This window comes from Mesorhizobium sp. WSM1386 (assembly GCF_055901595.1).
Genome location: NZ_CM148373.1, coordinates 2,339,039 through 2,361,024, shown reverse-complemented (window position 1 = coordinate 2,361,024; position 21,986 = coordinate 2,339,039). Strand labels below are relative to the sequence as shown.

The following is a 21,986-nucleotide window of genomic DNA, read 5'->3' as shown; positions in this document are numbered from 1 at the left end:
GCCCGAAGCAAATGTGTGCCCACGCTAGCCCGCAAGGGGAGAAGGGAAGATCGCGCCCAGCCGCCGTTCGACCCTTTCCCTCATCGCCCCCTCCAACCCCTCCACCGGCACCAGCCGCTCCTGGTCCCTGCTCCGCAGCCTCAAAAAGGGATGCAGCCTATACGAGACAATCATCCCACGCGTTCCTGCATCGGCACTGACGTCGACGACGAAAATCCCGCCAATGCGCCCCGGCCATGGCTGGTGGACAAGGGCGGTGCCGAGGAAATCGCCAAGCCCATAAGCGACGACCGTCTTCCCGATCCGTTCCACCGGCTGCACGACATGCGCGTGATGGCCTGCGATCAGGCCGACGCCTTGCCCGGCCAGCCGCCTGGCAAGCGCTCGCGTTTCGGCGCGTGGAAAATGCCGGAACTCCCAGTCCCAATGCGGCACGGCCCAGAGGAGATCGAAACCGTCACGCGGCCAGCCTGCCGGGTCGCTGCCCATCGAGACGCGGCCGGCGAACAGATATTCATCCGCATTGCGCCACAGCGTGAAGGCGGCAAGGCCGATGGTCAGCGGTCCGGCTTGGACAGGCTGCACCGGGCCATTGGCCGCCAGGCCGATCGTGCGGATACCGAGCCGCTTCAGCGCCGCCACCGTATCGTCGAAGCCGGAGACGCCCTGATCGAGCACATGATTGTTGGCCAGCGACAACACCAGTTTTTCGCGGGCGATACCGACCGAAGACAGCGCCTCGGCCAGAAATCGCTCGCTCATCGCATGATGCGTGCCGAGCTTGGTGCCCAGAACGGCACTGGGCCTGTCCACGACAGGGCTTTCGCAATTGCCGATCACCAGATCGGCAGCACCTAGCAGCGCCTTGATGGCCGGATCGCAGTCCGGCGCGCTGCGATTGGCCACTGCCGAGATGTCGCCGATGAAGGCCAGCCGCACAGTCCGCTTCGGTGGCGGGTCCACCAATGTTGCAGCCGCAGGCGCAAAGCCGTTGGAATCGCCGCCGAGCGACGGCTTCAGGAAACGCGGCAGCCAGGACAGCTTGTAGGAGAGCGGATAGTTCGACACGCAAAGCCCAATCGTTTGCCCTGTGTAGACCGTCCGCCGGACAGGTTGAAGCGCGGAGGCCGACATTCGTGTATGGTCGCCCGCAACACCGCGTGGGAGGGAAAGAATGACACGAATAGCAAGCCTGCTGGCATCCGGCTTCATGATGGTTCTTCCCTTATCCTTTGCCAGCTTGTCTTCTGCCAGCGCCACCATGCCCGAAGCGGCAACCGCGCTGTTCGAGGCCAAGACCGTCGCCGCGCGCGACGGCGCGCTGTCGACGCTGGAGGCCGCCGCGCCGAAAGACCCGGCATCGGCCTATGCCGCCGGCGCCGGCGAATTCTTCACGGCGTTGGAGCTTCTGGCCAGCGGCCTGCACCGCCATGGCTTCGAGAGCCCGCAATCGTTCATGCTGCCGCTGATGCAGCTGCCGGTGCCGGACAATCCCAATCCCGAGCCGCTGACCTACGAACAATTCCGCGCCATACTGGTCGCCTTCCGCGACCGTCTGGCAAAATCCGCCGCTACATTGGGCTCGGTCCCCGCCGAGGCTGATATCGGCATGGTCATCGACCTTACCCATGTCGGCATCGACCTCAACGAGGACGGCACGATCGCGCCTGATGAAAGCATGGCGGCCATCATGGCCGCGCTGTCGCACGGCAGCATCCAGCAGGGCGACGCCGCACCCACGCTGACCTTCCGCTTCGACCGCGCCGACGGTTACTGGCTCCAGGGCTATGCCGAGTTCCTGATGGCGCAGGCCGATTTCTGGCTGGCGCATGATTTCAAGGGCACCTTCGACGGCTCCTTCCACATGCTGTTCCCGCGCGCCAAGCTGCCGCTGCAGGACATTCTCGTGCCCCCGCCCAGCGAGATGGGCTCGAGCATCTTCTCCTCGGAATGGCGCATCGCCGATTTCATCTCGATGGTGCACATGATCAACTGGCCAGTTGTCGAGCCGGAGCGCCGCAAGGCGGCGCGCCAGGAGCTGCTCGAAATGATCCGCCTGTCGCGCGAGGACTGGAAGGCGATCCGCGCCGAGACCGACAATGACCGCGAATGGCTGCCCGGCCCGCAGCAGAAGGGCGAGAACCCGCTGACCGGTCTCGAAGTCGGCGAGGAGCAGGTGCAGGCGTGGCTCGCCACCTTGACCATGGCCGAGGATCTGCTCGAAGGCCGGGCGCTGCTGCCGCATTTCCGCATCACCGGCAAGGGCATCAACATGAAGCGCTTCTTCGACGAGCCGAGGCCCTTCGACCTCGTGCTGTCGATCACCGGCCCGGGCATCGCGCCCTATCTTGAAAGCGGCAAGATCCTGACCAGCGAGGATTTCGACCAGATCCAGCGTCAGTTCGGCGGCGGTGGATTTTTGACGTTCGCGCTGTGGTTCAATTGAGGGCCCAACAGAACTTGGATTCCTTGCCCCCGGCCCGAGCCTTGATTGCCAGGTGGTTCCCCCAATCCGTCGCTGCTTCGCAGCGCCACCTTTCCCCCCTCCGGAGGGAAAGGAAGGGAGCGTTGCTGGACGAGCGTCAACGGCAAAGAACTTGGCGCCTTCCTCTACCCCGTCGATCGGGGGGTCCGAAGGACGGGCGAGACCCGTGGCTCGCCCCGGCAGGTGGGCTCGGCAAAGCCGAAACGGAGTGGGGGTCGACCAGCGCAGCATAAGACAATGCATGCGCCAAGCTCAGAAAATAGCCCCCTGATAGAGCACCTGTTCCGCCTCCTCCGGCGCGAACTGTCTAGCCAGCGACCGAAACGCGCTGTGCACCCCGTCGCGGTCGATGTTGCAGCTTCTGAGGTGCCGCACGGCCAGCGTCGGATCGAAGGCGCTGCGGCCATGCAGGACGCGCTGGTTGTCGAAGACCAGCACTTCGGCCGGCTGCAACTGGTGCTGGAACTGGTTCTGCGGATCGCAGATCAGCCGCGTCAGTTCGGCCAATGCCTCGATCAGGTCGTCGATGCGGTCTTCCGACGCCCATTGCGGCGCCAGGCAGCGGTCATTGTAGCGGATGCCGGTGACCGCGCCTGTCGCATCGAGGCTGATGACATGCGCCTCGGCGCTGAAGAACACCTCGCCGGCGTGCTCGCGGTGGAAGGTGACGCCCTGCCGGGTCAGCAGCTCGAACAGGTCGGGCGTCCTGTTTCGCATCAGTTCGGCGACATGAAAGCCGTCGACCATCAGCGACGTACCGCCGGCGCCCGCACCGGTGCGGATGGCGTGGAAGAAAATGAAGCCGGGCGGCGCGTAGCGGAACGGCTCGTCCGTGTGCGGAATCTGCGCCCGCGCCGTCTCGCCCGCCACCCGCGCATCCGGCCGCGAGATGAGATCGAACACCTTGCCGTAGCTGGTCTCCCGAATTGGCCCGTAGCGGCCGGCGACCCGCGCCGTCGCCTCCGTCTCGGCCGGAACCCCGGTCAGCATGGCGATACCGTGATCCCTCAGCGCCCGCAGCGACTGGAACAGCGCTTCGTCGTCCGCCACCACCGCGTCGAAGGCGAAGCGGCCGAGCCGGGCAGTGAGATTGCTGTTCCACAGTTGCGGCTGGAAGCGGACCGGGCCTGAACCGCCGGCATGACTGGCGAGGAAAGCCGCGTCGTAGCGCGAGACATGCCCATCCTGCCAGATCGCGGTGACCTGCCCCGGCGTCGAGACATCGAAACTCCCGGCACGGACGGCCTCGCCGACATCGGCCGGCGTCAGCCACCTCTTGCCCGAGGCGGTGTCGCCGCATTGCTCACATGCGCATGCAAGCCGCAGCCAGCGCGTCGAGAGTTTTGCCGCGCGGCCATCCGCCAGCTCGATGGCGATCCACCCGCCCTCGGCTCGCATGGCCTGGACCGGCATCGCTTGAGAGCCGGCATGTCCCGGCTGGCTTGCATGCTTTGGCGTGTCGAGCATCTGGTGTCCCCTGTGGTTTGAATTTCTTCGACCAGCCTAGGCAAGGAAAAACCGCTCTTCAAATGAGTTTCCTTCTCAAGCTTTTGAGGTAAACTCAAAACATGACAAGGTTGCGGGACTTGCCGCTCTCCGGCCTGCGCGCGCTGCTGGCCGCCGCCAGGGCCGGCAGCCTGACGCGCGCGGCCGATGAACTGGGCGTGACGCCCGGCGCCATAGGTCACCAGATCCGGCAGTTGGAGGAGCGGCTCGGCATCAAGCTGGTCCACCGCGAGGGCAACGGCATTGCCCTGACCCGCGCCGCCGAGGCCGCATTGCCCGACATCGATCGCGGCTTCGACGCGCTCGCCTCCGGCATGCGGCGGCTGCGCTTCGAACGGCGGGCCGAGACCTTCACCATCGCGGCCGATCCGTCCTTCGCCTCGCTCTGGCTGGCACCCCGGCTCAACAAGGTGCGGGCAGCGCTGGGCAGGCTGGATGTCCGCATCGTCGCCTCCGTCGCGCACGATGCCATGCAGGAGGAAGGCGTCGATCTCGCCATCAGCTATCGCCGGGGTGCCGCCCCCGACCTCGCATCGCTCGACCTGTTCACCGAGCGGGTGATCCCGGCCTGCGCGCCCACCTTGGTACGCGGCCATGTCAGGCCGGACGCGGCCGAGGTGCTGGACAGGATGCCGCTGCTGCACATCGACCCGACGATGGGCGACGACGTCTATCCCTCCTGGCGCGACTGGTTCGCGGCGGCCGGCCGCCAGCCGAAAGCCATCGACCAGGGCCCGCGCTTCGGGTTGACGATCGTCGCGGCACAAGCGGCGATCGCCGGCATGGGCGCGCTGCTGGCGAGCGAACTGGTGTTGCGACGCCATCTCGATCTCGGCCATCTCATCGAGATCGCCCGTGACGTGCCGGCGCTGACCATCAAGCGCCGTCTCGTCTGGCCACAGCACGGTCCGAAGGCCCGCCGTGCCGCAACCGTTGCCGCCGAACTGGCTGAGATCGCCGACATCGGTATCGATGGCGCCCTGCCCGCAGTAAGCCTGCCTTAACGCGGAACCCCGTGCAGCCTCCCAAGCAACCACTGCAATGGATTGCCGACGAAGGGCCCGCGTGATGAATGTATCGTGGCCGGCATCCGAGGCGAGGATGGCAATGGTGCCTGCTTCGAGCCGCAGCGGCGGATCCGACTTGGCGTTGCACCGGCTCCCAAAACGAGTCAATGGCCGTCGCGAGACAGCCGTCCGGGCCAAGAATTTGTGGCAGGCGGGCAACATTTTTTGACGGTGCCCAAGGCCTTCCCGACGCCACGCAACGAGCGCCCGCCATCGTGGCATGACCGGCCGAACAGCCACCCGCACAAATTAGCAAGGGCTGTTTTGCTTGACTTGCCGGACAAAAACGGGCAGCAAAACAGGATTGGAAGGGCTGCAATACCGCGTGCATGGTCGTGGACAAGCCTTTTTCGGCACAAAGTCCACGTCTCTCTGTTGGTTTTGAGAGGGATTGGTTAACCAACTTTGTCCATATTTTGAAGCAATCGGCAACTAACGACAGGCGCGGAAAACGCGTCGGGGACCACCTGGGATCACTCACAGAATGGTCGTCGCGGCTATCACAGCCGCGGACGTGGGAGCCGATTGGAGCAAGATTGGTGGCATGGCGTTCTTGAGTAGAAACATTGTCGGGGACACGCGTTTGGAGGGCGAGAATGCCTGCGACGCTCCACGTTCCTCATCCTTCACCCCTGAACGGATCGTCCGCTGGGTCGCCGTGCCCGGCGTCGGCGCTGCCGTGGGCCTTTGGCTGGTCGGCACCATGGCCGGCCTCAGTTCGGTCGGCGCCTCGTTGTCGGCGACGTCGGGCGGCCTGCCGCAGACGCTGTCCATGCCGGGCTCGCTGGCGCTGGCCGATCCGCTGAAACAACATTTCCTGACATCCTCGGCGCCGTTCGTGCTGGCCAATGCCCATGGCGGCGCACAAGCCCTGCACGATCATGCCGTGCAATGCGGCGCCAGCTGTTTCAAGCTGGCCAGGGTGAGCCCCCATACGGAGAAATCCGCACGCCTCGTGGCATCGGCAAAGCCGGCGGTCTTGAAGTCGAAGGCGCAGGAGCGCTTCGAACGCATGGAGGCATCGCTGTCGCCGACCAAGCTCGCGGCCGCCTTTGCCGGCGCCGGCAAGCCTGTCGCCACGGCCGACGCCCGCCCAGTGATTTCCAGCATCGGGGCCCAGATTACCCAGGCGTCGCTGGTGCCGTCCGTCAAGGTCGTGGCCAGCCTGTCGGACGACATTCCACCGCCCGCGGCGGAACGCTTCGCCCGCGCCGGCACCGGCTCCGTTGTCGTGCAGACCGCACCGGCGCCGACGGGTTTTGCCCAGCCGGAGACGCCTGACAACGCGCAGCTGGCGCTCGCTCTCGTCCAGTCGATGCCGGTCGAGGACGAAGCCTTCGCCTCACCGCTGCCGATGACCGGCGCCTCGGCCGATGTCGCGGTCGCGCCTGTCGAGACCCAAAAGGCGCAGCCCGGCGACGCCGCCTCGCTGCCGGACGCGCTGACCGACGACGTGCCGCTGCCGACTCGTCGCCCGCAATATGACGCGCCGCAGCGGCCCAAGGTGGTGGAACAGGACAACGCCGTGGAGCAGGACAAGGCCGTGGAGCAGGACAAGCCGGCTCCGCAGCCCAAGATCGCGCAGCAGAAGCCGGCTCCCCAGGCAAAGCCGGCCCAACAGGCCAGGCAAGGCCGCCAAGGCGGCGACGTGCTGGCCTATGCCAAGCCGGACACGCCTTCGGGCGGCCTTGGCCAGGCGTTCAGAAACCTGTTCAACGGGCCGAGCGCCGGAAGCGGTGCAGGACACGGCGTTGCCGTCTATGACATCAGCGCCGGCATGGTTTACATGCCGGACGGCGAGAGGCTCGAAGCGCATTCGGGCGTCGGCGCCATGACGGACCAGCCGCGCTATGTCAACCAGAAGAACCGTGGACCGACGCCGCCCAACACCTACAATCTGTCGCTGCGCGAGGCTCGCTTCCACGGTGTCGAGGCGTTGCGCCTCACCCCGGTCGATGGCCGCAACAAATACAATCGCGACGGCTTCCTGGCCCATAGCTACCTGCTTCGCGGCCGCTACGGACAGTCCAGCGGCTGCGTTGCCTTCAAGGACTATGCGCGCTTCCTCGCCGCCTACAAGAAGGGCAAGATCAAGCGGCTGGTCGTCGTGCCGCGCCTGAACGGATCGGCGACGCGGGTAGCATCCAACGGAAGCGGCGCCTGATCGGGATCGGACAGGCACGGGCCGTGGCTTTCTCCTCCTGACAGCCTCCTGTCAGGAGCCGCGTCTGGCGGCGTGCCCCGCCCCATCCCACTCTTTCCATTTTGGCCAAGACCTCCCATATTCGGGACATGGCCAGATCCCCCGACAAGAAAACGCCGCCGACGGCGAATGACGACCGCGCCGCGCCCAAGCGGCGCAGCCCGCTGACCGATTTCCTCGACGCCTCCGAACCGCTGCACAAAGGCGGCTTCGCCGAGATGCCGCAACCCGAGCTGTCGGGCACGCCGCTGACCGGTTCGATCGCCGACTGGGCCGAGCAGATCGAGCAGGAGGCGGAGAAGGAAGGGCGCCAGACCGGCAAGGGCGACGGCGGCAAATCGCCGAAACCGTCGAAGAAGATACCCGAGCGCTCCGCCGCCCCGGGCCGCACGGCGCGCGGCACCTCGATGGGCGGCGCGGCCACCGCCCGCGAGCGCACCGCCGCCGGCCTCAACCCGGTCGCCGGCCTCGACGTCTCGCTGGAAGAGGCCGAGACGATGACCTCGAGCGGCGTCACCGCGACGGTGGCCGCCCTCTCCGCACTGATCGAATCCGGCAATCCGCTGCACAAGGACGGCGTGCTGTGGACGCCGCACCGCCCTGCCCGTCCGGAAAAATCCGAAGGCGGCATCGCCATCAAGATGGTGTCGGATTTCGAACCCGCCGGCGACCAGCCGACCGCCATCAAGGACCTTGTCGAAGGCGTCGACAACAATGACCGCACCCAGGTGCTGCTCGGCGTCACCGGTTCCGGCAAGACCTTCACCATGGCCAAGGTGATCGAGGAGACGCAGCGCCCTGCTTTGATCCTGGCGCCCAACAAGACGCTGGCCGCGCAGCTCTATTCCGAGTTCAAGAAATTCTTCCCCGACAATGCGGTGGAGTATTTCGTCTCCTATTACGACTATTACCAGCCGGAGGCCTACGTTCCGCGCACCGACACCTTCATCGAGAAGGAATCCTCGATCAACGAGCAGATCGACCGCATGCGCCATTCGGCGACGCGCTCGCTGCTCGAGCGCGACGACGTCATCATCGTCGCCTCGGTGTCTTGCATCTACGGTATCGGCTCGGTCGAGACCTATACGGCGATGACCTTCCAGATGCAGATCGGCGACCGGCTCGACCAGCGCGCGCTGCTTGCCGACCTCGTCGCCCAGCAATACAAGCGCCAGGACATCAATTTCGTCCGCGGCTCGTTCCGCGTGCGCGGCGATACGATCGAGATCTTTCCGGCCCACCTTGAGGATCGTGCCTGGCGCATTTCGATGTTCGGCGACGAGATCGAATCGATCACCGAGTTCGATCCACTGACCGGGCAGAAGACCGGCGAGCTGAAAAGCGTCAAGATCTACGCCAACTCGCACTATGTGACGCCGCGTCCGACCCTGAACCAGGCGATCAAGTCGATCAAGGAAGAGCTCAAGCACCGGCTGGTGGAACTGGAACGCGCCGGCCGCCTGCTGGAGGCACAGCGACTTGAACAGCGCTGCCGCTTCGACCTGGAGATGCTGGAAGCCACCGGTTCCTGCGCCGGCATCGAGAACTATTCGCGCTATCTCACCGGCCGCCAGCCCGGCGATCCGCCGCCGACCCTGTTCGAATATATCCCCGACAACGCGCTGGTCTTCATCGACGAAAGCCACGTCACCGTGCCGCAGATCGGCGGCATGTATCGTGGCGACTTTCGCCGCAAGGCGACGTTGGCGGAGTATGGCTTCCGCCTGCCCTCCTGCATGGACAACCGCCCGTTGCGCTTCGAGGAATGGGACGCCATGCGCCCGCTCTCGGTCGCGGTGTCGGCGACGCCGGGCGGCTGGGAGATGGAGCAGGCCGGCGGCGTCTTTGCCGAACAGGTCATCCGCCCGACCGGCCTGATCGACCCGCCGGTCGAAGTGCGCCCGGCCAAAAGCCAGGTCGACGATGTCGTCGGCGAGATCCGCGAAACCACCAAGGCCGGCTACCGCACGCTGGTCACCGTGCTGACCAAGCGCATGGCCGAGGACCTGACCGAATACCTGCATGAGCAAGGCGTCCGCGTGCGCTACATGCACTCCGACATCGATACGCTGGAACGCATCGAAATCCTGCGCGATTTGCGCCTCGGCGCCTTCGACGTGCTGGTCGGCATCAACCTTCTGCGTGAAGGCCTCGACATTCCCGAATGCGGTTTCGTCGCCATCCTCGACGCCGACAAGGAAGGTTTCCTGCGCTCCGAGACATCGCTGATCCAGACTATCGGCCGCGCGGCCCGAAACGTCGACGGCAAAGTCATCCTCTACGCCGACCAGATCACCGGCTCGATGGAACGGGCGATGGCCGAGACCAACCGCCGCCGCGAAAAGCAGATGGAGTGGAACGCGGCCAACGGCATCACCCCGGAATCGGTGAAGTCGCGCATCTCCGACATTCTGGATTCGGTCTACGAGAAGGACCATGTCCGCGCCGACATCTCGCAGTTCACCGACAGTGCCGGCGCCATGATGGGCAACAATCTCAAGGCCCATCTCGACGCCATGGACAAGCAGATGCGCGACGCCGCCGCCAACCTCGATTTCGAGAAGGCAGCCCGCATCCGCGACGAGATCAAGCGACTGCGCGAGATGGAACTGTCGATTTCCGACGATCCGCTGGCGCGCGAGGTGGAAGGCCAAAGCCCTGCCTCGGGCCGCGAAAAGGGCAAGCACAACAAGGGCGTGGCCAAACACCGTACGGCGGAGGAACAGGAGCGTTTCCGCAAGTTCGAGGAAGCGCGTGCCGCCGAAGAGGCGGCCAAGGCTGCCCGGCCCAACCTCTTCCGCAAGCCTAATCTCGACGAGATGGGCGCCGACGGCGCTGTCCCGGTGAAGAAGCCGCTGTTTGCCAAACCCTCGATCGACGACATGGGCCCCGGCACCGATATGCCGACGCCGGCGGGTGCCGTATCGCGCTCGCTGTTCAAGAAACAGTCGGCGTCCGAGGCGCACGGCTCCGACTTCGGCATTCCAGGCGAAGCCACCAAGCCGCTGTTCAAGAAGAACTCGCTCGACGAGATGACCGTGCGACGCACGGAAAAGCCGGTCGAAGGAAAGCTGCCCGCCAAGCCGCAGCCAATCTCCCCCCAAGCGGGGGAGATGCCCGGCAGGGCCGAGGGGGGCGCGAGGGATCGCGACGACAAACCAATCATTCGCCAGCGCGCCGGCATCGGCTCGTATGAGGATCCAGTCGACGCCCGCCGAGAGAAGCGCCGGCCGGGCAAGACGGGTCGGCCGGGACGGTAGCGGCCTCTTTCCTTCTCCCCCTGTGGGAGAAGGTGGATCGGCGCGATAGCGCCGAGACGGTTGAGGGGTGTTCCAGCGGAGTGAAACGTTGGTATTCCCTGGAGCAAAAATCCACCCGTAAACCACGTCGCCTGAGCTAATGGTTGCGCTTCTCCCCCTGTGGGAAGGCAAAGCGCTCCGCTCCTACCATCCCGCTTCGCCCAGCCGCAACCACCTCTGGACCATGAGCCATTCCTTGCCGCCGAGCGGCGGAAACGATACGCACGGCTGCAATTCCGCTTCTCCACGCAACATTCCGCCGGCCCACCCATGAAACCCAGGGATATCGCCGCCTACGTCTTCCTGGCCATCACCTGGGGCCTGTCCTTCCTCGTCCTGCTCAAGGTGGTGCATGCCTTCGGCTGGGTCGGTGCGGTCACCTTGCGCGCGCTGATCGCCGGCATCACGCTTTTCCTGCTCGCGGCGGCGACGCGGCGGCGGCTCGATTTCAGCGCCGGCTGGCGGCACTTCGCCGTGGTCGGCGCGACGACGGTCGCGGCGCAACTGATCGGCCTGTCCTACGCCACCCCGCGCATCGGCACCGCGATGGCGGCGATCCTCGTTGCCGCGATCCCGCTGTTCTCGATGATCCTCGGCCAATTGTGGGAGCTTGAACGCATCACTGTTCGCGGACTGGCCGGCCTGCTGCTCGGCGCCGCCGGCATCACCGTGCTGGTCGGCTTTCCCGCCGTCCCGGTCACGGCACCCTTCGCGTTCGGCTGCGCCGCCTCATTGTTCAGCTCCTTCTCCGCCGCCTTCGGCAGCAACTATGCCAACCGCCATCTGCGCGCGGCGGGCTCATTCGAGCTCACCGGCGCCGCTTTCCTGTTCGGCGGCCTGATGACGCTGCCGCTGCTGTTGGCAGTACCCGTTCCGGCCATGCCACGCCCCGTCGACTTTCTCTACCTCGCCCTTCTCGCCTGCGTGATGAGCGCGCTGACCTACATCGTCTATTTCCGGCTGGTTGCCAGCATCGGCGCCACCAGGACGATCAGCGTCGAATTCGCGGTTACGACGATAGCGGTGCTGGCCGGAACGCTTCTGCTCGGCGAGCAGCTGACCGTCGTCCAGGGCTTCGGCGCGACGGCGATCATCGGCGGCTGCATACTGGTGCTGGACCCGTTCCCGCGCCGGACGGAAGCGGCCGTCTTGCCATCGGCCCAACCTTTGGTGTAACCGCCTCTAGCATGATCCCGAAAAGTGGAATCTGGTTTTCGGGCAAGATCATGCTTTAACAAGAGAACAGAGCCTCGGGCTCTGTACTCGAACGTCTGAAAGGAGGGCTCACGTGTTCACGTTTCATCGTCACCATCGTCAGCGTGGCCCGATTTCTGCCCTGCGAGCTTGCTTGCAGGGCTGACCACGGTCCGGGTTTTTCCCGCTTCGATTTTTTGGTCTGCCCTTCGTGGTGCTGCAATGCCGAGCCTGATGGCCAGCAGCGCACCGTCAAAGTGTATCCGGAGTTGTCTCCGGCAAGAGCGCATGACCCCGACAGCCGGATGGTTTCGGAAAGGATCATGCGCCAACCAAAAAAGCGAAATCACAATGGCCCTGATCAGCCTCAAATCCCTCGGCGTCACCATGAGTGCGCCGCTGTTTTCCAATCTCGACCTCACCATCGGCACCGGCGACCGGCTCGGCATCGTCGCCGCCAACGGTCGCGGCAAGTCGACCTTGCTCAAATGCCTGACCGGCGAGATGGAGCCGACGTCGGGCGACATCACCCGCACGCGCGGCCTGCGCGTCGGCCATGTCGAACAGTCCGTTGCCCCTGCCTTGCTCGACCGCACCTTCCATCAGGTGGTGGCCGACGCCCTGCCGCCCGAGCAGGCCGACAGTGAGATGTGGCGCGTCGATGTGGTGCTGGATTCGCTTGATGTGCCGGAGGCAATGCGCGAGCGAGAAATGCGCGCGCTGAGCGGCGGCTGGCAGAGGCTGGCGCTGATCGCCCGCGTCTGGGTCACCGATCCGGACGTGCTTTTGCTCGACGAGCCGACCAATCACCTCGACCTCGCCCGCATCAGCCAGTTGGAAAGTTGGATGAACGCGCTGCCGCGCGAGGTGCCTGTCGTCATCGCCAGCCATGACCGCGCCTTCCTCGACGCTACCACCAACCGCACCCTGTTCCTGCGCCCGGAACAGTCGCCGGTGTTTGCGCTGCCCTACTCCCGCGCCCGGCAGGCGCTCGACGAGGTCGACGCCTCGACCGAGCGCAAGTTCCAGCGCGACATGAAGGTGGCGCAGCAACTGCGCCGCCAGGCCGCCAAGCTCAATAACATCGGCATCAATTCGGGCAGCGATCTTTTGACGGTCAAGACCAAGCAGCTCAACCAGCGGGCGGAAAGACTGGAAGAGGCGGCGAATCCGGCGCATCGCGAGAAGTCGGCCGGGGCAATAAGGCTGGCCAATCGCGGCACCCACGCCAAAGTGCTGATCACGCTCAACGATGCGGCGATTGAAACGCCCGACGGCACGCTGCTGTTCAAAACCGGCAAGCGCCACATCTGCCAGGGAGACCGCATCGTGCTGCTCGGCCGCAATGGCGTCGGCAAGTCGCGCTTCGTCACCCTGATCCGCAACGCCATCCTCGAGCCGGACACCGTTCAGAATGTGAAGGTGACGCCGTCGACGGTGCTTGGCTACAGCGACCAGGCGCTGTCGGGCATCAGCGGCGACGACACGCCGCTGGCCATGGTCTCTCGCCGCCACGATGTCGGCGAGCAACGCGCCCGCTCGCTGCTTGCCGGCGCCGGCGTGGTCATCGAGATGCAGGAGAAGAAGATCGGCGTGTTGTCCGGCGGCCAGAAGGCACGGCTGATGATGCTGGCGCTCAGGCTCGCCAACCCCAACTTCTATTTGCTCGACGAGCCGACCAACCATCTCGACATCGACGGCCAGGAAGCGCTGGAGGAGGAATTGCTCAAGCACCAGGCAAGCTGCGTGCTCGCCTCGCACGACCGCTCCTTCATCCGCGCCATCGGCAACCGCTTCTGGCTGATCGAGAAGCGGAAGCTGACCGAGGCGGACGACCCGGAGGATTTCTTCCGGGAGGTGGCTGAAGTCACCGGTTGAGCGGAGAAACGGAACTCCGGCCTGCCGTCGGCAGGTCGGAGGTTCGTATCATTCCATGAGACGTACCGTTGACTCCCGAAACGTATCGTGTGATGGTACGTCCATTGGATTCGACAAATGATACGCTCGTTCAAGGACAAGACCAGCGAGGCCGTTTCGAACGGCAAGTCTCCAAAGGGCTTTCCATCGGACCTTGTCCGATCAGCCCAACGGAAACTGTTCATGATCGACAACGCGACCGAGTTGTCGGACCTGAAGACGCCCCCAGGCAACAGGCTTGAGTCCCTGAAAGGCAATCGGGCCGGCCAACACTCCATCCGCATCAACGATCAGTTTCGCATCTGCTTTCGCTGGGTGGATGGACAAGCCGAGGGCGTCGAAATAACCGACTACCATTGAAGGACAGATGTCAAATGCTGAACATCAACCCGCCTATCCATCCCGGAGAAATCCTTCGCGAGGAATACCTCGTCCCGCTTGGCCTGAAGCCGTATACGCTGGCCAAGAAGCTGCATGTGCCACGTACACGCATCGAGCGCCTGGCCGGAGAGACGACACCGGTAACGCCCGACACCGCCCTGCGCCTTGCGAAGTTTTTCGGAACCACGCCGCAGTTCTGGATGAACATGCAGGCGAGTTACGATCTTGCCGTGGAGGGAGAGGCCAAGAAAGCCGATCTCGAAACGATCGAACGTTTGGAGACCGTTGCTTAAGGTAAATAGCGCCAGAACAGCCGGTCTCAAGCTGCTCGAAAAAGATTCAAGAGCTGTGTCGGATTGCCTGAACCTGCCTCGTCCTTGGGATGCCGACACGATGATGCCGGCGTCAACCCAGGGAGAATGCATCATGTCCGTCCTTTCATCCATCGGTCGCATCGCAACCCAATACGCGGCAGCGCGTGCCCGCCATCGCAGCGAACGCATCCTGCTCTCGCTGCCGGCCGAACTGCGCAAGGACATCGGCTTTCCGGAAATCCTGGATGCGCAAGACAGCCGTCGCGCGGCTACCTTCTCGGCCAAAATCATTTGACCGCGGCGAACCGGCCCATGTGCCTGTCGTTCAAACCCTCCGGTTGCCCGGCCTGTCCGGGCCCCGCCTGCGAAAAAAATTCTGCGGCCATGTAGGATAGCAGTCGTCCCGTGCGTCCTGGGATTGGCAAAGCCAAGTTAACCCAAAGAGGAGCAAGAGATGACCGACCAGACCCCCGTTCAGCCCAGGGCAGAAGTGCTCGGCGGATTGACCCCCTATCTGCAGGTGGACGGCGCCTTCAAGGCCGCCGAATTCTACAAGAAGGCTTTCGGCGCCGAGCAGGTCTTTGCCTATCCGGCCGACGAGCAGGGCCGCACCATGCACATCCATCTCCACATCAACGGCTCGACGCTGATGCTTTGCGACGCCTATCCCGAACACGGCCATCCGCATCAGAAGGCGCAGGGCTACACGCTGCAGCTCCATCTCGGCGATGGCGATATCGACACCTGGTGGCAGCGCGCCGTCGATGCCGGCTGCGAGGTGGTCACGCCACTGCAGGTGATGTTCTGGGGCGACCGCTGGGGTCAGATCAACGATCCGTTCGGCGTCGCCTGGGCCATGAATGCGCCAGTGAAGTAAGGCGGAAGCTTTTAACCTCTCCCCTTGTGGGAGAGGTCGGATTGCCCCGAATTGCCTTTCGCAATTCGGTTGGCAATCCGGGTGAGGGGTAACTTGGCGCCAAGCTGGAACACCCCTCATCCGTCTCGGCGCTGCGAACAGATCCACCTTCTCCCACAAGGGGGAGAAGGAAGAACCCACCAATGAGGAGTTCCACCATGTCCTATGTCGACGGTTTCGTGCTTGCCGTGCCTAAGGCTAAACTTGACGACTACAAGAAACTCGCCAACCTCGCAGGCCCGATATGGATGGAACACGGCGCGCTGGCCTATGTCGAATGTATCGGCGACGACGTGCCCTATGGCGAGGTCACCTCGTTCCCGCGCGCCGTCCAGGCCAAGGACGACGAGGTCGTCATCTTCTCCTGGGCCGTTTACGAATCCAGGCAGAGTCGCGATGCGGTCATGGCCAAGGTGATGGCCGATCCTCGCCTGCAGTCCGACTGGTCGACCATGCCGTTCGACGGCAAGCGCATGATCTTCGGCGGCTTCCAGCCGTTCATGGAGCTTTGAGCAGCTGGCGCAACTGAGCGCCTGTTGCCAATCTATTACCCGCCGAGCTTATCAAGCAGCGGCTTCAGCCTGTCTCCATAGCGCTTCCACAGGTCGACCGAGCCCTGGTACATCGGCTGGCGCACCTGCGCGGCCGATGCGGTGCGCACAGGCCGGTCGGTCTGGTGGAAAGACAGCACGGCATCGTCCCATGGCAGGCCGAGATAGTCGATGAGCGCCCGGCTCTGCCCTTCCTGGTCGGCGACGAAATCCTCGTAGCGCAAGTCGTGCACGACGCCCGGCATCACGCTGTGCCAATGCGCCATGATGTCGGTGTAGAGATTGTGGAAGTCGGCGAGTTCGCCGAGATCATAGCCGTAGCGATGGCTGTCGCCGCGGAAATGCACCTTGTAGATCGACAGGCAGGTCGCCGCCGCATCGCGGGCGCAATGGATGATCCTGGCCTTCGGCATCATCATGTGGATGAAGCCGACGAGCAGGAAGTTGCCCGGCATCTTGTCGGTGACATGGCGCATATGCGGGAAGCGGGCGTGCAGCATGTCGAGATAGGCCCGGCCTGCCTCGGCGAAATCCGAATCGTCCGTATCCGTTACGCCCCAGGGGAAGCCGCCCGGCATCGTCGCCGGGAACTGCTTGCCGACCGCCTTCTTCAGGATGCTGAGCTCGCCCGCGCCATAGACCTGTGGATGGCTGGCGATGATCTGCTCGACCAGCGTCGTACCCGAACGCGGCATGCCGACGATGAAGATCGGCGCGTCATCGGTGATCGGGCTCGGCTTGTGCCTTTCGAAGAAGCCGGCGTTGAACACCGTCTTCATCGCCTCGAATTCAGCGCGCGTCCTGACGGGATCATAGTTGATCCCCTTGCGGCGAATGGCATTGCCTTCGGTGAAATAGTCGAAGGCCCTGTTGTAGTCCTTCAGATCGTCGTTGGCCTTGCCGAGTCCGAAGGACAGCTGCATGCGTGCCAGGCTGCCCTGCGGCGCCTTGGCATGCTGGGCTTCCATGCCGGCCAATTCGGCGTCGCGCTCCTGCTGTCGCTTGACCTGCGCCAGCATCAGCCAGGCCGTGGCCATGCCGGGATTGACCGCCAACGCCTGCCGGAACAGATCGGCCGCTTCGTCGAGCTTGCCCTTTTCCATCAACCCGACGCCGAGCCCGTGCAACAGATCGGCATCCTTGGGGCGGATGGTCAGTGCCTCCTGGAAAACCGCCAGCGCCTCGTCCAGCCGCCCGGCCTCCTGGAGCGTTTCGGCAAGCCCGATGCGGGCGCGCACATGAAACGGGTTGCGTGCGACGGTGCCGCGATAGATCTCTTCGGCCTCCTCGAACTGGCCGACCTGCTTCAGCGACGAACCGAGATTGTCGCGCGCAGCGAGCTGGTCCGGCCGCAGATCCACCGCGCCACGGAAGAAATCGATGGCCGCGGCAGGGCGGCCGAGATCGCGCATCACCGTGCCGAAATTGTTGAGGAAGTCGGGATTGGTCGGCTGCAACTGCACCGATTGTTCGATGAGATCCAGCCCTTCGTCGCTGCGCCCGGTCTGGTGCAGCAGCAATCCCAGGAAATGCGCCGCGGCCGCGTGCTTGGGCTGACGCGCCAGCACCTGCCGGTAGATCGCCTCGGCTTCCTGACGGCGCCCGGCCTGATGGAGTTGCAGCGCCTGCTGCACATACTGGTCGAGCCCCAGCGGCGGCTGTCCGCCAGCGCCAGACCTCGCTCCCGCACCCGCCGCTCTTCTCTGATCTCTGTTAATGGGAAACCTGCCGTGTTTGTCCGCCTGCCGCGATCTAAGCCATTGGCGCGGCGGGTTCAAGGCTTTGCGTGGTTCCCAGCCCTATCCGTCGTGAGGGCGATCAGATCAGACGATTGGTCTCGGCAACCTGCCTGGCCCGCCTCACGGTGCCATCGGTGTCGGCGATCGTTCGCCGTGCCGCCTCATCGCTTCTGATGGTCAGCCGTGCCGACTTGACGATCATCGGCTGGCCGGTGGGGCCGACAGCAATGGCATGTATGGTGGTCGGCTTGATGATCGGATTGACCGCCGCGGTCTTTCCCCTTGAGCTTCTTGTGTAAATCATGGATTTGTCCTCGTTCCGTAGTAAATAAAAATACCTGAGCCCGGGAAATATCCCCGTGCACCGTCAGAATTTTTTGAAATATTTTGCAATCATAGCAGAATTATATTGGTATTTATAGCGATCTATTTTTTACCGAAGGCGGGCGGATTTCATGAATCATCTTGAAGACGGCGCCCAGCCGATCTATATATAACAGGCATCGTTTGGGCCAGAATTGGCATCTCGCGGCGTCAGAGGTTCTCGACCCGCCAATCTCATGCCAAATCATCGATACCGGGCGCGCGGCACATTGGCCGTGCGACGATTTCTCAATCCGCGAAAGACATTCATGAACACCGGAACCGTGAAATTCTACAATGGCCAGAAGGGCTTTGGCTTCATTCAGCCGGCCGACGGCGGCAAGGACGTTTTCGTCCATGTCAGCGCATTGGAGCGCGCCGGTTTCCCGGGTCTCGCCGAAGGCCAGAAGCTGCAATTCGAGTTGGAGCGTGACGCCAAGGGCCGCGAATCGGCCGCCAATTTGCAACTAATCTGATCCGGCCGAATTCGATGAACGCTGACCACGGATGTACTGGCAGCTCTCGAAAGCGGCTTATTTCCAGCGATTGCCGGAAATAGGAAAGCGGGGCTCGTCCCCGCTTTTTTGCCTTCAGGATCGCCGTTTCGCATGCGCCCCCCAAGGCGTAAAAATATCAAGGCGTAAACTATCAGGGCCAGGACAATGCCGGACCGCACCACCCATTCCATCGCCCATTTCACCGCACCGTTCGTGCTCGGCGGGCTGGAGGGCCAATTGCCGGCTGGCGATTACGACATCGATCACGACGAAGAGCTGGTCGAAGGCATGTCGCGGCTTGCCTGGCGCCGCGTCGCCACCTTCATCCATCTGCCGGCAAGGGCGGTGAAGAACCCGCCCACCAGCCAGCTCGTCGCCATCGATTACCTGGACCTCGAAACAGCGCTGAAGCGCGACCGGGAGAATGCAGCATGATCCGTTTCCAGCCGAATGCGCGGCCGCGCAACGACACCCCCTCGCACCTCTTTGCCGTCGGCCAGACCGTGCGCATGAAAGGCCGTGGCGGCCTTCTCCTCAAGACCGCGGACCTGTTCGAAATCAAGAGCAGGTTGCCGGTCAAGGACGGTTCCCCGCAATACCGCATCCGCAGCGAACACGAGACCCATGAGCGGGTTACCACGGAAGACAATCTCGAACCGGCCGACAATCCGATTGTTGCCAACAATCCGATTGTCTGAGACCGCGCCAAACGCCAAACCAACACGCATGAGGAGCAGCCAAGATGGCCAAAGGTCAGCAGCGAAGCAATCGCGAAACGCGCAAGCCGAAGAAGGACAAGGTGGTAGCCAAGGCCGCCTCCCCGTTCGGCTCGTCGGTCAAGCAGGCGGAGAACGGCCTGAAGCCGAAGTCCAAGGGCTGACGAACTAGGGGGCGCCTCGTGTGTCCCTCTCCGTCTTCTGCTAAGGCGACGGACCCAACAGGCCCATGCAACGCTTGCCACGGAGACTTGCTTGAACTTCGTCATCGAGTTCTACCGGTCGCGTGACGCAGAGGAAGCGACGCTCGACAAAGTGTCGCTGGAAGCGCCGACCTTGCGTGCCGCGCTGCAAGGTGCGACCGCGCTGTTCCACAGCCTGGCCATGCCGCAAGTCCCCGATCGCCTGCGCATTTCCGATGAAAACGGCAGCGAACTTTATGCCGGGCCGGCCGATGGGGCGTATCCGACCTAGACGAGAAGCATTTGCTGCATGACCCCATTAAAGTTGACGTAAGGACGAGGCCATAAGATCCGCCTGAACGCGGCCGCCAATCGGGCCGAGGCATTGTGGGCCGCCCGGCGCGATCGTCGGCCAAGGCAGGAGGCACATGGACAGGTCTCGCATCATCGTGACGGCGGTGGTGCTGGCCTTGCTCGGCGCCATCGTGCCCATCGCCGCGATGTTTCACCTTTCATGGACCCAGGCCGTCCAGAACGAATACGAACGGCTGCACCAGTTCGCCAGCCGCGCCATCGCCAGGGCCGACATGTCGCTCGATGAGGCGAACGATGCCTTGCGGCAGATAGACCGGTTCAGCGGCATCCCCTGTTCGGCGGAGCACATAGCCCGCATGCGGCAACTTACCATCAACACGCGCACCATCGAGGAAATGGGCTATTTTGAAAATGGCCTGCTCAAATGCTCGTCGTGGGGACCGACCGAGGGCCGCGTCGCGCGTTCCAGGCCGGACTTCATCACCAGTGACGGCATCGCCGTAACCGCCCGCATGCAGCCCGTGATGAGCGTGGGCCATACGCTGATGGCGCTGCAGTTCAAGCACCACAACGCCCTGGTCGATCCGGTGCGCTTTGCCGACGTCGTCGTCGATCCCGGTGTCCAGCTCGCTTTGACGACGAAAACCGGCATCCTGCTCGGCACGCTGAACGGCCCCGATCCGGCGCGGGTTGAAAAGATCATCGCCGGTCCTGAGGAAGGCATCGACGACGGCCTTTTGTTTGCCACCGCGCGCGGCACCGGCTGGATCGCCGTCGCCACCGAACCGGAAAGCCAGATTCTGGACAGCGTGCGCCGGCAGCAGCTTTTGCTCCTCCCGCTCGGCGCCTTCATTGCCGCCTTCATCATCGGCATGGTCGTCTGGTTTTCCCGAAGACGGCTTTCACCCCTGGGAGAGTTGCAGATCGCCGTGCGCAAGCGCGAGTTCATGGTGCACTATCAGCCGATCGTCGATCTCAAGACCGGCAGATGCGTCGGCGCCGAAGCGCTGGTGCGCTGGAAGCGGCCGGACGGCTCCCTGGTGCGGCCCGATCTTTTCATTCCGCTTGCCGAGGAGAGCGGCCTGATCACCGCCATTACCGACCAGGTGATCGCGCTCGTCGTGTTCGACCTGAACAGCCTTCTGGTTGCCGACCGCTCCATTCACATCGCCATCAATCTCAGCGCGGCGGATGTCGGCACCGAGCGGGTTCTGCCGATTATCGCCAAGGCGCTGCAGCACACCGGGATCCAGCCGCAGCAAATCTGGCTCGAGGCGACCGAGCGCGGCTTCGTCGATATCGAGGCGGCTCGATCGGCGCTCGCCCGTGCCCGCGAACTTGGCCATGCGGTGGCGATCGACGACTTCGGCACCGGCTACTCGAGCCTCTCCCATCTCGAAGGCCTGCCGCTCGATGCGCTGAAGATCGACAAGGCGTTCATCGACACGATCAGCACGAATTCCGCCACCAGTTCGGTGACGCCGCACATCATCGACATGGCCAAGACGCTGAAGCTGACGATCGTCGCCGAAGGCGTCGAAACCCAGGCGCAGGCCGACTACCTCGTCGAACGCGGCGTCGAATATGGCCAAGGCTGGCTGTTTGCGAAGCCGATGCCCGCGGCCGAGTTCATCGCCTATTGTCGGCAGGCGAAGATACGGCCAGGCGGACGCTGAGCATGCGCGCCCTCTCCCGATTCGTGGGAGAAGGCGCAAGCCTACGCTTTCAGCACGGGGCTTTTTTCAGCACGGCCCGTCACCAACCACACGATAGTCCGCGGCGCGGGCTTCGCAGGCATTGGGGAAGCTGCGCATCTCGCCATGCCGGCGGGCGCAGACGGGAGCGTATTCGCGGGTGCAAAATGTCTGCTCTTCGCCACCGCCACCACCGCCGCCATCGCGGCAGGGACCGTCACGCACGATGCGGTAGCCGGCGCGGTCGGCAAGGCAGGCATTGGCGAAGGTCTGGCGGTCACCACCGCGCCGGGCACAGACCGGCTCGTATTGCTTGGTGCAGAATTGCGGCTCGGGCCGCGGTGGTCGCGGACGCGGCCCCGGCCCGTCATCGACGACGACGGTGCAGGCGGCCAGAAGCGCCGACAGGAACAGGACGGCCAACCCTTGCCTGGAGTAGCCGAACCCCAGTCTGGAGAAGCCAAACCCTTGCCTGGAGAAAAATGACGCCTGAAATTTCATGCTGATCTCTCCCTCGATCCCATCCCTGATGATGATCCTCGCAATTCGCCCTCCAAATGCAACCCCCGTTTGCAGCCCGCACGGCAAACCGCGACGGGAGTGGCGGTGACCGGTCCGCGCCTCCGGTGTCGCTGGCCTATGCTTGA

Annotated in this window: 22 protein-coding genes; 17 read left to right on the top strand and 5 right to left on the bottom strand. The window is 64.0% G+C overall.

What is annotated here, in order from left to right; genetic code table 11:
• Positions 1-24: 24 nt before the first annotated feature.
• A complete protein-coding gene (locus tag AC0NIH_RS11590; RefSeq protein WP_473468015.1) occupies positions 25-1,068 on the bottom strand; it encodes a CapA family protein in 1,044 nt (347 codons plus the stop codon).
• Between the two features lie 106 nt (positions 1,069-1,174).
• On the opposite strand from AC0NIH_RS11590, the gene AC0NIH_RS11585 reads away from it, so the two are divergent.
• Positions 1,175-2,446 carry a hypothetical protein gene (locus tag AC0NIH_RS11585; protein ID WP_473468013.1) on the top strand — a complete coding sequence of 424 codons (1,272 nt, stop codon included), beginning with the start codon at positions 1,175-1,177 and terminating at the stop codon, positions 2,444-2,446.
• Positions 2,447-2,737: 291 nt separating this feature from the next.
• Here AC0NIH_RS11585 and AC0NIH_RS11580 read toward each other — a convergent pair whose 3' ends face one another.
• Entirely contained in the window at positions 2,738-3,952 is a 1,215-nt protein-coding gene (locus AC0NIH_RS11580) for a clavaminate synthase family protein (RefSeq protein ID WP_473468010.1), read from the bottom strand.
• 101 nt (positions 3,953-4,053) lie between these two features.
• On the opposite strand from AC0NIH_RS11580, the gene AC0NIH_RS11575 reads away from it, so the two are divergent.
• The 10 genes from AC0NIH_RS11575 to AC0NIH_RS11530 all read left to right on the top strand — a co-directional run bounded on the left by AC0NIH_RS11575 (position 4,054) and on the right by AC0NIH_RS11530 (position 15,794).
• Complete coding sequence (locus tag AC0NIH_RS11575) at positions 4,054-4,995, top strand: LysR substrate-binding domain-containing protein (RefSeq protein WP_473468008.1); 942 nt, start codon at positions 4,054-4,056, stop codon at positions 4,993-4,995.
• A 607-nt stretch (positions 4,996-5,602) separates the two neighbouring features.
• Positions 5,603-7,222: a DUF2778 domain-containing protein gene (locus AC0NIH_RS11570; RefSeq protein WP_473468006.1), complete on the top strand. Its 1,620-nt coding sequence runs from the start codon at positions 5,603-5,605 to the stop codon at positions 7,220-7,222.
• Positions 7,223-7,350: 128 nt separating this feature from the next.
• A complete protein-coding gene (gene uvrB, locus AC0NIH_RS11565; RefSeq protein WP_473468005.1) occupies positions 7,351-10,521 on the top strand; it encodes an excinuclease ABC subunit UvrB in 3,171 nt (1,056 codons plus the stop codon).
• Between the two features lie 309 nt (positions 10,522-10,830).
• Positions 10,831-11,736, top strand: a complete 906-nt coding sequence (locus tag AC0NIH_RS11560; protein ID WP_473468003.1) for a DMT family transporter — start codon at positions 10,831-10,833, stop codon at positions 11,734-11,736.
• A gap of 369 nt (positions 11,737-12,105) precedes the next feature.
• Positions 12,106-13,632 (top strand): ABC-F family ATP-binding cassette domain-containing protein, encoded by a 1,527-nt coding sequence (locus AC0NIH_RS11555; RefSeq protein ID WP_473468001.1) that lies wholly within the window; start codon positions 12,106-12,108, stop codon positions 13,630-13,632.
• Positions 13,633-13,749: 117 nt separating this feature from the next.
• Complete coding sequence (locus AC0NIH_RS11550; protein ID WP_023779627.1) at positions 13,750-14,031, top strand: type II toxin-antitoxin system RelE/ParE family toxin; 282 nt, start codon at positions 13,750-13,752, stop codon at positions 14,029-14,031.
• A 14-nt stretch (positions 14,032-14,045) separates the two neighbouring features.
• On the top strand, positions 14,046-14,345 hold the full coding sequence (locus AC0NIH_RS11545; RefSeq protein WP_023779626.1) for a HigA family addiction module antitoxin: 300 nt from the start codon (positions 14,046-14,048) through the stop codon (positions 14,343-14,345).
• 133 nt (positions 14,346-14,478) lie between these two features.
• The gene (locus AC0NIH_RS11540) at positions 14,479-14,661 is read left to right on the top strand and encodes a hypothetical protein (protein WP_013893521.1); all 183 of its coding nucleotides are present in this window, start codon (positions 14,479-14,481) and stop codon (positions 14,659-14,661) included.
• 159 nt (positions 14,662-14,820) lie between these two features.
• Complete coding sequence (locus AC0NIH_RS11535) at positions 14,821-15,243, top strand: VOC family protein (protein WP_023779624.1); 423 nt, start codon at positions 14,821-14,823, stop codon at positions 15,241-15,243.
• 197 nt (positions 15,244-15,440) lie between these two features.
• Complete coding sequence (locus tag AC0NIH_RS11530; protein WP_473467999.1) at positions 15,441-15,794, top strand: DUF1428 domain-containing protein; 354 nt, start codon at positions 15,441-15,443, stop codon at positions 15,792-15,794.
• 35 nt (positions 15,795-15,829) lie between these two features.
• Here the strand turns inward: AC0NIH_RS11530 and AC0NIH_RS11525 are convergent, their stop codons facing one another.
• Both AC0NIH_RS11525 and AC0NIH_RS11520 read right to left on the bottom strand, forming a co-directional pair.
• On the bottom strand, positions 15,830-17,467 hold the full coding sequence (locus AC0NIH_RS11525) for a tetratricopeptide repeat-containing sulfotransferase family protein (protein ID WP_023779622.1): 1,638 nt from the start codon (positions 17,465-17,467) through the stop codon (positions 15,830-15,832).
• 184 nt (positions 17,468-17,651) lie between these two features.
• Positions 17,652-17,876: a hypothetical protein gene (locus tag AC0NIH_RS11520; RefSeq protein ID WP_023779621.1), complete on the bottom strand. Its 225-nt coding sequence runs from the start codon at positions 17,874-17,876 to the stop codon at positions 17,652-17,654.
• Between the two features lie 328 nt (positions 17,877-18,204).
• On the opposite strand from AC0NIH_RS11520, the gene AC0NIH_RS11515 reads away from it, so the two are divergent.
• The 6 genes from AC0NIH_RS11515 to AC0NIH_RS11490 all read left to right on the top strand — a co-directional run bounded on the left by AC0NIH_RS11515 (position 18,205) and on the right by AC0NIH_RS11490 (position 21,321).
• Entirely contained in the window at positions 18,205-18,411 is a 207-nt protein-coding gene (locus AC0NIH_RS11515; RefSeq protein WP_013893516.1) for a cold-shock protein, read from the top strand.
• A gap of 186 nt (positions 18,412-18,597) precedes the next feature.
• Positions 18,598-18,867 carry a hypothetical protein gene (locus AC0NIH_RS11510; protein ID WP_023779620.1) on the top strand — a complete coding sequence of 90 codons (270 nt, stop codon included), beginning with the start codon at positions 18,598-18,600 and terminating at the stop codon, positions 18,865-18,867.
• Complete coding sequence (locus AC0NIH_RS11505) at positions 18,864-19,130, top strand: hypothetical protein (RefSeq protein ID WP_287278243.1); 267 nt, start codon at positions 18,864-18,866, stop codon at positions 19,128-19,130. The genes AC0NIH_RS11510 and AC0NIH_RS11505 overlap by 4 nt, the downstream gene beginning before the upstream one ends.
• 44 nt (positions 19,131-19,174) lie before the next feature.
• The gene (locus AC0NIH_RS11500; RefSeq protein WP_023768804.1) at positions 19,175-19,312 is read left to right on the top strand and encodes a hypothetical protein; all 138 of its coding nucleotides are present in this window, start codon (positions 19,175-19,177) and stop codon (positions 19,310-19,312) included.
• Between the two features lie 91 nt (positions 19,313-19,403).
• Complete coding sequence (locus tag AC0NIH_RS11495; protein WP_473467995.1) at positions 19,404-19,622, top strand: hypothetical protein; 219 nt, start codon at positions 19,404-19,406, stop codon at positions 19,620-19,622.
• 136 nt (positions 19,623-19,758) lie between these two features.
• Complete coding sequence (locus tag AC0NIH_RS11490; RefSeq protein WP_473467993.1) at positions 19,759-21,321, top strand: EAL domain-containing protein; 1,563 nt, start codon at positions 19,759-19,761, stop codon at positions 21,319-21,321.
• Positions 21,322-21,387: 66 nt separating this feature from the next.
• Here AC0NIH_RS11490 and AC0NIH_RS11485 read toward each other — a convergent pair whose 3' ends face one another.
• Complete coding sequence (locus AC0NIH_RS11485) at positions 21,388-21,840, bottom strand: Kazal-type serine protease inhibitor family protein (RefSeq protein WP_473467992.1); 453 nt, start codon at positions 21,838-21,840, stop codon at positions 21,388-21,390.
• Between the last annotated feature and the right edge of the window lie 146 nt (positions 21,841-21,986).